General features: G+C 44.5%; 13 protein-coding genes. 5 read left to right on the top strand and 8 right to left on the bottom strand.

From position 1 onward, the window contains the following. Positions 1 to 239: 239 nt before the first annotated feature. Positions 240 to 710 (bottom strand): DUF4079 domain-containing protein, encoded by a 471-nt coding sequence (locus tag QUA70_RS12265; protein ID WP_333347276.1) that lies wholly within the window; start codon positions 708 to 710, stop codon positions 240 to 242. Between the two features lie 96 nt (positions 711 to 806). Between QUA70_RS12265 and QUA70_RS12260 the strand changes: the two genes are divergently transcribed. Then, entirely contained in the window at positions 807 to 2288 is a 1482-nt protein-coding gene (locus QUA70_RS12260) for an ankyrin repeat domain-containing protein (RefSeq protein ID WP_333347279.1), read from the top strand. Positions 2289 to 2465: 177 nt separating this feature from the next. On the opposite strand, the gene QUA70_RS12255 is transcribed toward QUA70_RS12260, so the two are convergent. Both QUA70_RS12255 and purH read right to left on the bottom strand, forming a co-directional pair. After that, complete coding sequence (locus tag QUA70_RS12255; protein ID WP_333347281.1) at positions 2466 to 3398, bottom strand: 2OG-Fe(II) oxygenase; 933 nt, start codon at positions 3396 to 3398, stop codon at positions 2466 to 2468. Between the two features lie 300 nt (positions 3399 to 3698). Next, on the bottom strand, positions 3699 to 5246 hold the full coding sequence (purH, locus tag QUA70_RS12250) for a bifunctional phosphoribosylaminoimidazolecarboxamide formyltransferase/IMP cyclohydrolase (RefSeq protein WP_333347284.1): 1548 nt from the start codon (positions 5244 to 5246) through the stop codon (positions 3699 to 3701). A 474-nt stretch (positions 5247 to 5720) separates the two neighbouring features. On the opposite strand from purH, the gene QUA70_RS12245 reads away from it, so the two are divergent. Beyond that, entirely contained in the window at positions 5721 to 7613 is a 1893-nt protein-coding gene (locus tag QUA70_RS12245) for a PAS domain S-box protein (RefSeq protein WP_333347287.1), read from the top strand. Positions 7614 to 7813: 200 nt separating this feature from the next. Here QUA70_RS12245 and glcD read toward each other — a convergent pair whose 3' ends face one another. From glcD to QUA70_RS12230, 3 genes are all read right to left on the bottom strand, one after another. Next, complete coding sequence (gene glcD / locus QUA70_RS12240; protein WP_333347290.1) at positions 7814 to 9289, bottom strand: glycolate oxidase subunit GlcD; 1476 nt, start codon at positions 9287 to 9289, stop codon at positions 7814 to 7816. Positions 9290 to 9358: 69 nt separating this feature from the next. After that, positions 9359 to 10243: a DUF6671 family protein gene (locus QUA70_RS12235; protein WP_333347293.1), complete on the bottom strand. Its 885-nt coding sequence runs from the start codon at positions 10241 to 10243 to the stop codon at positions 9359 to 9361. A gap of 89 nt (positions 10244 to 10332) precedes the next feature. Beyond that, positions 10333 to 10725, bottom strand: a complete 393-nt coding sequence (locus QUA70_RS12230; RefSeq protein WP_333347295.1) for a transporter — start codon at positions 10723 to 10725, stop codon at positions 10333 to 10335. Positions 10726 to 10881: 156 nt separating this feature from the next. On the opposite strand from QUA70_RS12230, the gene QUA70_RS12225 reads away from it, so the two are divergent. From QUA70_RS12225 to QUA70_RS12215, 3 genes are all read left to right on the top strand, one after another. Continuing rightward, the gene (locus QUA70_RS12225) at positions 10882 to 12060 is read left to right on the top strand and encodes a glycosyltransferase family 2 protein (RefSeq protein WP_333410429.1); all 1179 of its coding nucleotides are present in this window, start codon (positions 10882 to 10884) and stop codon (positions 12058 to 12060) included. 129 nt (positions 12061 to 12189) lie between these two features. Further along, complete coding sequence (locus QUA70_RS12220) at positions 12190 to 12444, top strand: hypothetical protein (RefSeq protein ID WP_333347301.1); 255 nt, start codon at positions 12190 to 12192, stop codon at positions 12442 to 12444. After that, complete coding sequence (locus QUA70_RS12215) at positions 12441 to 12791, top strand: type II toxin-antitoxin system PemK/MazF family toxin (RefSeq protein ID WP_333255831.1); 351 nt, start codon at positions 12441 to 12443, stop codon at positions 12789 to 12791. Before QUA70_RS12220 ends, QUA70_RS12215 begins: the two co-directional genes overlap by 4 nt. 96 nt (positions 12792 to 12887) lie before the next feature. On the opposite strand, the gene QUA70_RS12210 is transcribed toward QUA70_RS12215, so the two are convergent. Beyond that, on the bottom strand, positions 12888 to 13094 hold the full coding sequence (locus QUA70_RS12210) for a type II toxin-antitoxin system HicB family antitoxin (protein ID WP_333347304.1): 207 nt from the start codon (positions 13092 to 13094) through the stop codon (positions 12888 to 12890). Next, entirely contained in the window at positions 13084 to 13359 is a 276-nt protein-coding gene (locus QUA70_RS12205) for a type II toxin-antitoxin system HicA family toxin (RefSeq protein ID WP_190739750.1), read from the bottom strand. The genes QUA70_RS12210 and QUA70_RS12205 overlap by 11 nt, the downstream gene beginning before the upstream one ends. Positions 13360 to 13567: the final 208 nt, after the last annotated feature.

Genomic DNA, 13567 nt, shown 5'->3' with positions numbered 1-13567 from the left:
ATATAGCCTTTTGTTGCGTAGACAAAGTATTTGAGCGGGTTTTATAGGATGGCTTTCCTTCTTTGGATTTCAAAAAGCTCCCTAATTAATCTTATAATTTGTTCGCTAAATTTAACTTTAGTCTATTATATCATCCACAGGGAAGCTTGGCTCTTAAACAACTAAAAAAATATCACACTTTAATTGCTAATCACTAATCGCCCCAAAGCAATTAGCAATTAGCAATCTTACCCAAATTATCACATTTTGCTGATAATTCTTTGCAGGATTTCCACGCCTGTTACCGCTTGCCAGCCAAACAGCCCCAAGAGCACAACATTCAGAAAGATGTGAGTGTTTCTCGCCCAATCATTGCCTTTTTGCATCAAAGGAGTCAGCGAGGCTGCGATCGCAATTATTGCCATCATTCCCAACCCTGCTAGCAAGTGCGGGCCAACAAATAGCTTGCCGTTGTTGATGTAGGTGACGGCCATCCCCACGATCGCAACCGTAACCATCAAAGCTAACAGCAAAGAACCCATCTGGTGGTGCTTGACGTTGAATTTGCCCTTAATTAACTCTTTTTTGAGTTCGCCTTCCGCACTTCTGGTACGTCGGATTTGAATGCCGAGATACAAAGCATACAATGAGATCGCCAGCAGTACCCACATTAAAATAGGGTGGATGAATTGGCTCCAAACTTTCACTGACTGAGGAATTTCGAGATTCATAGTGTTCTGAGGATTAGCAAACATACTTCATAAAACTTAGCATACCAGTCAGGCCGTCTCGTGCGACGGTACAAATATACGGTATGAGAGACTATTATGCCTGCCACTAAACAAGACACTGTATTAATCCAAGCGGCCAAGACTGGCAACATTATTCACGTCCAAGCTTTACTCGCTAAGGGTGTTAACGCTAACGCCAAAGACTCTGAGGGGACGACGGCTTTGATGTTTGCGGCCCAAAAGGGCTATACGGAAATTGTGCGTATTCTACTCAACAATGACGCTAATGTCAACCATGTGAGCAGGCGTTTTGGGCTAACGGCTTTGATGCTGGCGGCGGCTCACAAACAGCATGATTCCGCGCGGCTGTTGTTAGCTGCTGGTGCTGATGTTAATGCTAAAAATGATGATGGTAGTACGGCTTTGATGGCGGCTTCTCTCAAGGGAGATATCAATGTTGTGCGGCTTTTACTTGATGCTAATGCTGATGTAAATGTCCGAGATAAAGATGGAGATTCTGCTCTGAAAATAGCTGCTTTATCGGGACACGAAGCTGTTGTCAAAGCTTTGGCAGATGCGGGTGCTGTTGCTGACAATTCTATGCTGTTTTTAGCTGTGCGTCAAGGTGGCGCTGAAATTGTGCGAATTTTGCTCAAGTGTGGGGCGGATGCTAATGTTAAAAATCTAGAGAGCAAAACTGCTTTGATGCTGGCTGGGACGGCGGGAAATTTGGCTGTTGTCGAGGCGCTGTTGGCTGCTGGTGCTGATGTCGAAATTCGCGACAAAGAGGGCGAAACTGCTTTAACTTTGGCTGCGGATTCCGGCAATACTGATGCGGTGCAAACTTTGCTGGATGCGGGTGCTAATCCGAATGTGAAAAATGGAGATGGGGGCACGGCTTTGATGGCCGCTGCTGCTGGGGGAAATGCGGCGATCGCCCATATCTTACTCGATGCTGGTGCCGATATCAACGCTAAGGATAAAGATGATGAAACTGCTTTGAATTTTGCGGTGGTTGAAGGCTGCGAGGATGTGGTCGAATTACTATTATACCGAGGTGCTAGTGTCGGTTCTAGAAATCGGTTGGGCGATACGCCTTTACTGGTGGCGGCTGTTCACGGCCATAGTGCGATCGTATCGGCTCTGCTGCAAAAAGTAAACTCAAATCGGGCTGAGTTTCTGAATGCTAAAAACTTTGGGGAGACGGCTTTGACGCTGGCTGCTTTTCACGGACATACCGAGACGGTGAAGGCTTTGCTTGACGGCGGTGCTGATCCCAATATCCCGGCGGATTTGGGGAAAACGGCTTTAATGAAGGCGTGCGATCGAGGTCATATTGCGATCGTCCAATTATTAGTCGAAAAAGGTGCCGATGTCAACTTGCTAGATGATTCGGGCGCAACCGCTTTAATGTGGGCCGCACATCGGGGTTATGCTGAGGCAGTAAAGATTTTAATTGATGCTGGTGCAGAACTAAACCACAAAAATCCGGGAAATTATACAGCTTTAATGCTGGCTGAGTTTAAGGGTTCTTCCAGTGTGGTGAAATTGCTCAAAAATGCTGGAGCACTGGAGTAAGAATTAAATTGTTTTGAGTAAGGTACTTCTGTCATTCTGAGCGTAGGCTTTGCGAAGTGAAAAACCTCACATATCTAAACTTACGCATTGTAACGGTGTGGCAATAATTTGAGATTCTTCGCTTCACTCAGAATGACAAAATTAGGTGATTAGTGCATCCAGGACAATGAATTAACCTCAATTTGCTTTGCGTACCCAGCCGTTAATAGTAAATCGACTATCAGCAAAAGCTTTCGAGGGACAGCTAACTCGCAAAACTTCGTGCATATAGCGACTCAGAAAAAATACGATGCTATTATTGCGCGGTTCAACGGTTCTAAATGTCTCGGCTGCAACATAAAAATTGTTCTCGATTTTGCTGTCATAAATCTGCAATTCGCCGCCTGAAAAAGCCTTGGGTTCTCGATAGAAATAGTAAACGTAAGTAAAAAATCTGCTTGCGGTATCTGGCGAGCCGCTGTCGTTGTGAAGTTTATAAAAGTTGTTGTCATTGTGCATGGTTAACTGAGCTTCTATCTCACCAAGCGGAAATGAGGGAATATTTAATTTTTGCAGCACGTCGGGGAGAATTGCTTTGATGCGATTAACCATCAATTCGGAAAATTCAGGGAACGAGTGGAGTACCATCGAACGGCGGTAATCTTCGGCATTGGTTGAGGTGCTGGTACTCACAAATTCTGATTCTTTTGCTAAAACATATTTGATGAGTTTATTCTTTTCTGCGGGTGTCAAAAAGTTGTCTATTTGGGCGTAGCGAGATATTAAGTCGTCATTTACAGGCGGCGCAGGGGCGGGAATTTCTGTGGGGGGAATTTCTACGGGAGTTGCAGGCTGCTGCGGTTGCAGTTGCTGCAAGTAAAGTGGGGGTTCTGTCACTAATCCGACTAGGTGTTCGCCGGGAAAAGAAAGGGCGGAACGCCCGTCGTCTATGGGGATTTGAAATAAGGTGGAAAAACCGGGTGTTTGTTGAGTGCGATCGACTAATGTTTTGATCAGGCTGTGCAATAATGGTGTATCAGATTTAAGGGTGACGGTGCATTGATGTCCGCCGGTGAGCAGGATTTTGACTTTTACGTCTTGGGGTTTAATTTGCGGTTGAGTGTAAGTCATAATTTTTGAAGGACGCAACTGGGAATTTGGTACGACATAACAGTGTTGATTGGTGTCATAGCCTTCCAGATCCCCCCTAACCCCCCTTAAAAAAGGGGGGGACAAGAGTGTCTAAATTCCCATTAAGAAGGGGGGGACAGGATTTTTCTCTAAGTCCCCCTTCTTAAGGGGGATTTAGGGGGATCGAGACTTAGAGTAAAACCAGAGATACAAAGAATTTCCGACTTACGTTAAGACCAATAAACACTATTGTATCCCTACAATATGGCACACAATTGAAAATTGGTTTAGGTCTTATTCCTAATGCAAAAAGTGCCGAATATCAGTGAAAACCATTGTGATTCCGAGTTGGTTGGCGGCTTGAATGGAATCTTGATCGCGCATACTTCCGCCCGGTTGGACGATCGCAATTATGCCCGCCTCAGCCGCAGTTTTGACTGAATCGTCGAAGGGGAAGAAACCATCGCTAGCCAAAATCGCTCCTTTGCTCTTGTCTCCTGCTTGTTCTAATGCTAGTTTAACCGATCCCACGCGGTTCATTTGTCCGGCGCCGACACCGATTGTAGTGCGATCGCGCGTCACAACGATCGCATTAGATTTGACGTGTTTCGCTACTTTCCAAGCAAACAGCAATTCTTCCAACTCTGCCGCCGTCGGCTGTTTCTCAGTAACAATCCGCCATTTGCTAGTTTCTTCTACTATATTATCTGAGTCTTGCACCAGCAAACCGCCTGCAATTATTTTAACAGTTTGTGGAGGCCCTTGAGTCAAATCTGGCAAAATTAAAACTCGAACTTTCGCCTTTTTCTTGATAATTTCTTCTGCTTCTGGTTCGCACCCCGGCGCGACGATACATTCTAAAAATGTTTTAGTTAACGCCGTTGCGGTAGCAGCATCAATGGGGCGGTTGAGGGCAACAATTCCACCGAATGCTGAGACTGAATCGGTATCGAAGGCTTTTTGATAAGCTTCAGAAATAGTTGATCCCAAGGCTGTACCGCAAGGATTTGTATGCTTCAGAATAGCGGCAGCGGGGGTGTCAGGGAATTCTACGATTAGCCGCCTTGCTGCTTCTAAATCTACTAAATTATTGTAGCTTAATTCTTTGCCTTGCAGGATGGTGCTAGTCGTCCAGCCTGTGGGTGTACTTCCGCTTTGATACCAGGTGGCGGCTTGATGGGGATTTTCGCCGTAGCGCAGAGTTTGCAACTCTTTTCCTGATAAATTAAACTGGTCTGGTAGCGAAGATTCTTCAACGGATTGGCTGCTGCTGAGATAATTTGCGATCGCGCGATCGTAGCTGGCTGTATGTTTGAAGGTTTCTAGCGCACACCTTTGCCGAAACTCTAAGGATGCTTGACCGCCATTTTCCCGCAGTTCTTTTAAATAAGTATTGTACTGTTCTGGATCGCACAACACTGTCAAATGAGCATGGTTTTTGGCGGAAGCTCTCAACATTGCTGGCCCGCCGATATCTATCTGCTCAATTGCGTCTGCTAGAGTAACTCCGGGTTTAGAAATTGTCTCTTCAAATGGATACAAATTGACTACAACTAAATCTATCGCCCGAATTTGATTTGCGGTTAAATCTGCAAGGTCTTCCGGTACATCGCGGCGTGCTAAAATACCTCCGTGGATTCGTGGGTGAAGTGTTTTGACTCGCCCTCCCAAAATTTCGGGAGAACCAGTATATTCCGCAACTTTGGTGACTGGGATGCCTGCTTCTTTGAGGGCCGTTGCTGTCCCGCCACTACTAATTATGTCAAATTCAAATTCTTCTACTAGACTGCGTGCTAAGTCGATTAGTCCGGTTTTATTGGATGTGCTCAAAAGTGCTAGACGTGCCATTGGTTTGAAGTTGCGATCGCAAAAATAGATAGGTTATATTCTATACCACATCTGCCTGCAGGAAGATGATTTGGTAATGGCTAATTATGATTATTTTTAATAAACATAGATGAGTTCGCTTATTTTTGACCATATTTTTTTTCAAACTTATATAATATTTTATACTGACCAGTTGCTTCTAAATATGTAGAACTTGCGCGTGGAACTGGTTATTTTGTGAGTGCAAGGGGGATTGAAGCCATATTCAGCTTGCACAGTTCGTGTCGCTACGTAAGTGTCAATGTTGTTCAAGTTACTTAATAAAACTTAATAGATAAATTAATGGCGATCGCTGTTGAATTTTAACGATGTTTTATGATGAATTCTAAAAGTAATGTGCTAGCATCGGGTGTAAATTGCTCACTCCCTAAATTTCCTGGAAAATTGGGCGATCGCAATACCTTAATCTAAACAATAATTTGGTAGGGTTGAAATATGTTTTTTCAAGAAGCCGATCAAGAAAATAAGCTCAGTAATATTAGCAGGAATCAGAAAAAAACTGCTCACAATATGCCCCATAGAACAGAGTACCAACAGATTCCCAAAAAAAGATCCGAGAATTCGACAGAGGCCAACATTTCCGAAGCTTATAGTCTTAGTCTGTGCGAAATGCAACAGATGGAGCGAGCAATGGAACAGCTACAGCAGGATTTGAAAGCTAGCGAATCTCGGTTTCGGAATGTGATCGAAAAAAATGGTGACGGCATCGCAATCGTTAACAAGCGAGGACTTGTCTGTTTTGCCAACCAGTCAGCAGAAGCGCTGTTTAACTGCACGGCAGAGGAACTTTTAGGTCAAGCATTTTTTGGCAATTTAGTAGTAGAAGTTTCAGCTTGCGACCTTGAGATGGCGACGGATATTATTCCCCAAGTTGGAAAAACAGAAGCACTAGGAACTCGCGTCGTGCAAACAGAAGTTGAAGCTATTCGCAAGCAAAAAGCAAATGCTGTAGTAGAAATGCGGGTGGTGGAAACGGAATGGGATGGAGAAATGGCCTATTTAGCTACGCTGCGGGACATTACCGATCGCAAGCGCGCAGAAGAAATGCTTTGGTTGTACGATCGAGCTATAGCAGCTACTAGCACCGGAGTTACGATTTCTGATGCCACTGACCCCGACCATCCAATTATTTATTGCAATCCCGCATTTGAAAGCATGACAGGTTATGGGCGACAAGAAATTATCGGGAAAAACGGCCGATTTTTGCACGGAAGCGATACCGATGCGGCGGCAGTAGAAATAATTCGCCAAGCCTTGCAAACAGAAAGCGAATGCAAGGTAATATTAAAGAATTACCGCAAAGACGGAACCGCTTTTTGGAATTGTTTCTCAATATCTCCCGTGCGCGATCGACAGGGCAAATTAACTCATTTTATTGGCGTACAGAGAGACATCACTGAGCGCAAACAAGTCGAAGAAGCCTTGCATAATTCCGAAGCACAAAGCAGAGAACAAGCCGCTCAACTAGCAGCCACACTTAACCAACTCAAAGCCACTAATTCCCAATTAGTTCAAAGCGAAAAAATGTCTAGTTTGGGATTGCTACTTGCCGGCGTGGCTCACGAAATTAATAACCCAGTCAGCTTCATTTATGGCAATCTCACTCATCTCACAAATTATACTCAAGACTTGTTTGACCACCTCGAACTTTACCAAAAGCATTATCCTGATCCAGTCGCGGAAATTCAACAGGAAAGAGAAGAAAATGAACTCGATTTTTTAGCTGAAGATTTACCTAAAATACTGTCTTCAATGAGCGTTGGTGTCGAGCGGATTTGCCAGATTGTGCAGTCGCTGCGGAACTTTTCGCGGCACGACGATTCACAGATGAAACCCATTAACCTCCACGAAGGTATTGACAGCACCCTGTTAATTCTCAATCACCGTTTGAAAGGAAACGGAGAAAAGCCGCCTATTCAAATTGTAAAACAATACGGAGAATTACTGCCTGTTGAGTGTTTTGCGGGGCCAATCAATCAAGTTTTTATGAATATTCTCAGCAATGCGATCGATGCTTTAGAAGATGCCAAGAATAAGCAAAATTGTCAAGAAATGCTAGAAAACCCTAGCCAGATTAGGATTGCTACGGAAGTGGTGGGCAATTTGGTAGAAATTAAAATAGCCGACAACGGGCCGGGAATAACTGAGGAAGTCAAACAGCAGATATTCGATACATTTTTTACTACCAAACCCATTGGTAAAGGCACGGGAATGGGTTTGTCAATTAGCTACCAAATTATTGTAGAAAGACACAACGGCGAACTATATTGTACTTCCGAATTGGGCAAGGGCACGGAATTTACTATCAAAATTCCGATCGCACATTAGCACGGCGTCCCCATTGCGGGCCTTATCAACTTGCTCTATAAGCAAGCGAGCCGGAAGCTCGCATTCCTAAAAAACGATGTTTCTCGTTTTTTCTCGTTCCCCGACTCTGGCTGGTAACGCATACTTCGAGGCTCTGCCTCCCCATTGTAGAGACAATCCTAGGGTGCTTTTCGATTCACATTACCCGCATAAATAGCGAATTAAAAAACCTCCACACCATCCAACCTCTTAAAAGTTTCAACCTTAGCTCTCGCCGCTTCCCCGCAAGTCTTCGGCGTCGGAAACATCTTCCCAGGATTCGCCAAACCTTTCGGATTAAACACCTGACGTACCCACTGCATCGTCTCCAAATCTACCTCAGAAAACATATCCGGCATAAAACACTTCTTATCAGCACCGATGCCGTGTTCCCCCGAAAGACTTCCCCCAACTTTCACGCAAAGCCTGAGAATTTCCCCGCCCAATTCTTCCACCTTTTCCAGCGCACCTTTTACCGAGTTATCGTACAGAATTAGCGGGTGTAAATTCCCGTCTCCCGCGTGAAAAACATTAGCAATCCGATAACCGTATTTCTCACTCAAACCCTCAATTTCTTTCAAAACATAAGCCATTTGCGTGCGCGGGATTACGCCGTCTTGCACGTAATAATCCGGGCTGAGATGACCCGCCGCCGCAAAAGCAGCTTTCCGGCCTTTCCAAATTTTTAGGCGCGTTTCCGGGTCGCTTGCCGTCGTGATATTTCGCGCTCCGTTATGCTTGCAAATATCAGCAATTCGCTGTTTGTTTGTGGCCACTTCCACTTCTAAACCGTCGATTTCTACGAGGAGAATTGCCGCCGCATCGCGGGGATAACATCCAGTTGCCACCACATCTTCCACAGCATTGATGCTGATGTTATCCATAATTTCCATGCCGCCGGGAATAATACCAGCGCTGATAATATCGGAAACCGATTCGCCCGCTGCTTCTATACTGGAAAAATCCGCTAGGAGAACGCAAATCGATTCCGGCGCTTTGAGAATTCGCAAAGTAACTTCTGTGGCGATTCCTAAAGTGCCTTCAGAACCGACAAATACACCAGTTAAATCGTAACCGGGCATTTCGGGAATTTCGCCACCGACATCGACAATTGAACCGTCGGGAAGCACCAATTTTAATCCTAAAACGTGATTTGTTGTGACTCCGTATTTGAGGCAGTGAACCCCGCCAGAATTTTCGGCAACGTTGCCGCCAATCGAACAAACAATTTGACTGGAAGGATCTGGCGCGTAGTAGAAACCAGCGCCGCTAACTGCTTGCGTTACCCAGTTATTAATTACTCCCGGTTGCACGACTACTTGCTGATTTTCTAAGTCTACTTTCAGGATTTTTCGCATCAGGGCAGTGACAATCAGCACGCAGTTTTCTACAGGCAAAGCGCCGCCGGAAAGGCCGGTTCCTGCGCCTCTAGCCACCCAGGGAATTGAGTTGCGATCGCATATTTTGACCACTTGCGCCACTTCCTCCGTAGTTCGAGGCAATACCACCAGGGCGGGGCGCTGGCGGTAGCTGGCGAGTCCGTCACACTCGTAGACAATCAATTCTTCGCGGCGCTGCACGACGCCATTTTTGCCAACTACAGCCTCGAATTCTTTAATAACGGGTTTCCAGTTGCGTTCTGTTTCTACGGCTATCATTAGTAAATTTAATTAGGGAACTATCAATAATATTGTTACAAACTTTACTATTTTTGTGCAATTATTTTTCTAAGGATTGCAATATTGACACAGGGAAGGATCGGCAGTCTCTCGACCGTCTGGAAATAGTTTTTCTTTAGTATAACCGCAGTTTTTGCATTTATAGATTGCCGATCGCACTAGCTGAGTCGGAAAATAGCAAAGTTCGCAGGGCAATCCGATTTTCGTCTCAGCAATATCGAATCCCGGCCAACCGCACTCCGGGCAGAATTGCTTAAATTTTTTAACTAAATCCAGAGTTGCATTTTCGATGTTTTTCATCCGAGTTGGATTGTACATCGCCCGCATATCTGTTTCGATGTGAACTCGGCCGGTTGACGATTTTTTTAAGCCTGCTGTCACAGCGTCAAAAAGTTGTTTTTCTGTCCTAATGCCCTTGACAATTTCGCCGTTGCCGAGCGCAGCATCGCCAACTATAACCACCAGTGCGTGCTCGGGAAATCCAGCTTTTTTCGCAAAATCATCTGCTTCTTCTATACTGGAAACTAACTGGTGACTGTAGTTAGTTTCAACGGACAAAGAGTCGCCGATGAGTTCTAGATTGTTGGCTCGATCTAATAAAATTACTATTTCTCTGTTAGCTGGCAGATACGGCATCATTGGGTGAGGGCCGAAAGTACCTTCGCTAGCAAAGGCAAGAGTTTCGCCCGCAATTTCTAGGGCTTTATGTGCTTTATGGCGAGCCGCTTCTATTTGTGTTCCTAAGCGTTTAACTTCTCGGGTGAAGGTGCCAAAAGTGTCAGTGTCAAGCTCCGCAGGTACTAGGATATTTACGCCTAATTCTCGTTCCAAAACGGGAGCCATCACCCGTTCTTTTTGGTGCATGGTAGCAAGAACTGCGGTGCGATCGCTCAATAATTGATTGGGATTCACAGGCTCAGAAATATTAGACATATAGCAGCATCATTTCATCACCGAATGCTCAAATAAACCCTTTGACCTAAGTTCTCAATTCAGCACTCAAGCGTCAATCTTAAATGTGGCTAGTTGCCCCCAGCCACTCCCCCAGCTTGACCTCTGAGTACAAAAATTACTCCCGTCATAATTAGCGCCACGCCTACTAACCGCAGCGGCGGCAAAGGCTCGTGAAATATCAGTTTGCCGCCTAAAACAGTAAACAGGTAACTAATTGACAGTAAAGGCGAGACTATGCTAAGGTTTGCCCGCGACAAAACTACAATAAACCCGATCGAAGAAATTGCATACAAAGAAAGACCAGTTACTATCAACGGCTGAGTAGCCATTGCTATAATTTTTTCTATTAAATTAGCAGCGCCAATGGGCCCTAATATTTTAGCTCCTGCCTTCAGACTAAATTGACCGGCGACCCCGCACAATATTGCAGCAAGCAATAACAGAAAAACGCTTCTATTCATAAATTTACTAACCTATAGTACAATCAAAAATTGCCGTTCCCAAAAACCTGAAAAACTTTAATTAAGTTTGGCTAGGTTTTATTCACCACTAATATTTTAAGCAGAGATACGGGAAAATCAAGTATGGTCGAGCGCGATCGAGAGTGGAACAAATATATGGCTGAACAGACGAACCCAAGCGGAGAATACACTCTAGAACTATCGATACTCATGCCTTGTCTGAACGAAGCAGAAACTTTAGAAATCTGCATCGAGAAGGCACAGAAGTCCCTGCGCGAACTTGATATTGCCGGCGAGGTCATCATAGCAGACAACGGCAGCACTGACGGTTCTCAAGATATCGCTACCAGAATGGGAGCGAGAGTGGTGCCCGTAGCAGCCAAAGGCTACGGCAGCGCCCTGATGGGAGGAATCATCGCAGCGCGCGGAGTTTATATTATCATGGGCGATGCTGACGACAGCTACAATTTTTCCAACCTCGGCTTTTTTGTCAACAAATTGCGAGAAGGTTTCGACTTAGTAATGGGAAACCGCTTTCAAGGGGGCATCAAACCGGGTGCAATGCCGCCGCTGCACAAATATTTAGGAAATCCGGTGCTGACATCGGTTGGGCGGCTATTCTTTGCAAGTCCCGTCGGCGATTTTCACTGCGGACTCAGGGGTTTTAGGAGAGACTCAATTTTGAAACTCGACTTGCAAACAACGGGGATGGAATTTGCTAGCGAAATGGTGGTTAAGGCCTCTGTGTACAAGCTGCGGATAACTGAAATCCCAACCGTACTTTCTCCCGACGGCCGCAGCCGGCCGCCACACTTGCGAACTTGGCGAGATGGCTGGCGGCACCTCCGATTTTTGCTGCTTTACAGTCCTCGGTGGCTGTTTTTGTATCCGGGTACTGCGCTGATGATTTGGGGTCTAATTGTTAGCATTTGGCTGTTACCCGGTACTCAAAAAATTGGGAGTATCAGCTTTGATGTACACACGCTGCTGTATGGTGCGATCGCAATTATCATCGGTTTTCAAGCAGTAACTTTCGCTTTTTTTACCAAAATTTTCGCCATCAGCGAGAAATTTCTGCCCGAAGACCCCAAACTAAACAAAATATTTCGCTATGTCACCCTAGAGACAGGATTGATTGTCGGAGTCACACTGATTTTAATCGGAATAGTTGGCTCGTTCTTGTCATTAACTATCTGGAGCGAAACGGCTTTCGGTTCTCTCGATCCTTCTAAAACTCTGCGTTTGGTTATTCCCTCACTCACTTGCTTGACTGTCGGTTTGCAGATGGTTTTGTCGAGCTTTTTTCTCAGCGTGCTGGGGTTGAAGCGCAGGTGATAACATTAAGGTTACTGCCAACATTTTTCAAAACTAAGTTGCCATGCAGTGGAAGATAAGGGCGATCGCACTTCCTTCGATTCTAAATTGCTATAATGACAATCAGCAAAAAATCTTAATGAAAAATCTATGTCTACTTATAGCGAGGTACTGAGTCAGGCTCAAAATCTCACTCTTGAAGAGCAACAGCAACTGTTAGAAGTATTGTCAGCATTGGTTCGCGATCGGGTAACAACCCAAACTCAGGGTAAACGATCAGAAATTGATGCAGCACTGATTGAAATGGTACAATATCCAGACTATCAAGCTCAAGTGCTACAGATGGAGGCTGAGTTTGCGGTAGCGAGTTGGGAAGCGTTGCAATTGGGAGAATCTCCTGTATGAACCGGGGAGAAGTCTATGATGCTAGACTTGAGCCTGTTGAGGGTTCTGAACAAGGAGGAACCCGTCCTGTTATCATCGTTAGTCGAGCTACAATCAATACATATAGCCCTGTAGTTTTGGCTATTCCCTGCACTACTTATCAAACTGGTAAACGAGTTTATCCCACTCAGGTATTAATTAAAGCTCCCGACGGTGGATTAACCAACGATTCTATCGCTATGGCAGATCAAGTACGGGTATTATCTAAACCTCGTTTATTGAGTTTACGAGGAATGCTTAGTGATGAAGCAATACTTCTGCTGAATCAAGCTTTATTAATTGCCTTGGATTTGCCTGGTCAAGTTTAATTGCACTTTGGGAAGATAAGGGCGATCGTACTTTGGGAAAATAAGGGCGATCGCACTTTGGGAAAATAAGGGCGATCGCCTGTGATTCTATTTCAACTACACCAACATCAATCTACCTTTAGGTTGAGGGATAGAGCGCCCTAATTCCTGAGCAGTCTCAATCCACTCCTGCATAATCATTTCTACATTTTGCAGAGCTTCTTGATAAGTTTCACCATCGGCGGCGCAGCCAGCTAATTCAGGCACTTCGGCAATAAAAGCTTGGTCTTCCTGACTCCAGTAAATAATTACTTCATACTTCATTATCATCTTGATTGACCAGTTTATACTTCAAAACTACTGCACGAACTTGCTTAACTTGAAAAGGCTTAGCTTTTGAGCTATCTCCTTTTTGTGGTTGGAGATTTAGAATTTCTTCGACACCTTCCTTACTAAAAATATGGTGACTTCCCTTCATCCTTACATCAAACCCTAAAATCTGGACAATTTGACATAAATCGCTAAAGGAAAAGTTAGCATCAGATGCACCGAGCATCAGCTTAGTAATTAGTTTATCTATTTTAGCCATAATAATTTCTTTTAATGCTTAGTATATTAACTTAATGTTTTGTATATTATTAATTTTTTATACATACAGTATAACATACTAACTAGAGATTTGCACATAGTTTGTGTAGAATTTTCCCTACTGCTGAAGGGGGTATGAGTACGGTAATCTCTACCCTTAAACTATACCAATGCTCTTAAATTTATCTACCTCAACTTGATGTTCTCAA

The organism is Microcoleus sp. LAD1_D5, assembly GCF_036702115.1.
Taxonomy (GTDB): Bacteria; Cyanobacteriota; Cyanobacteriia; order Cyanobacteriales; family Microcoleaceae; genus Microcoleus.
This window is presented reverse-complemented; position numbering and strand designations above follow the sequence as displayed.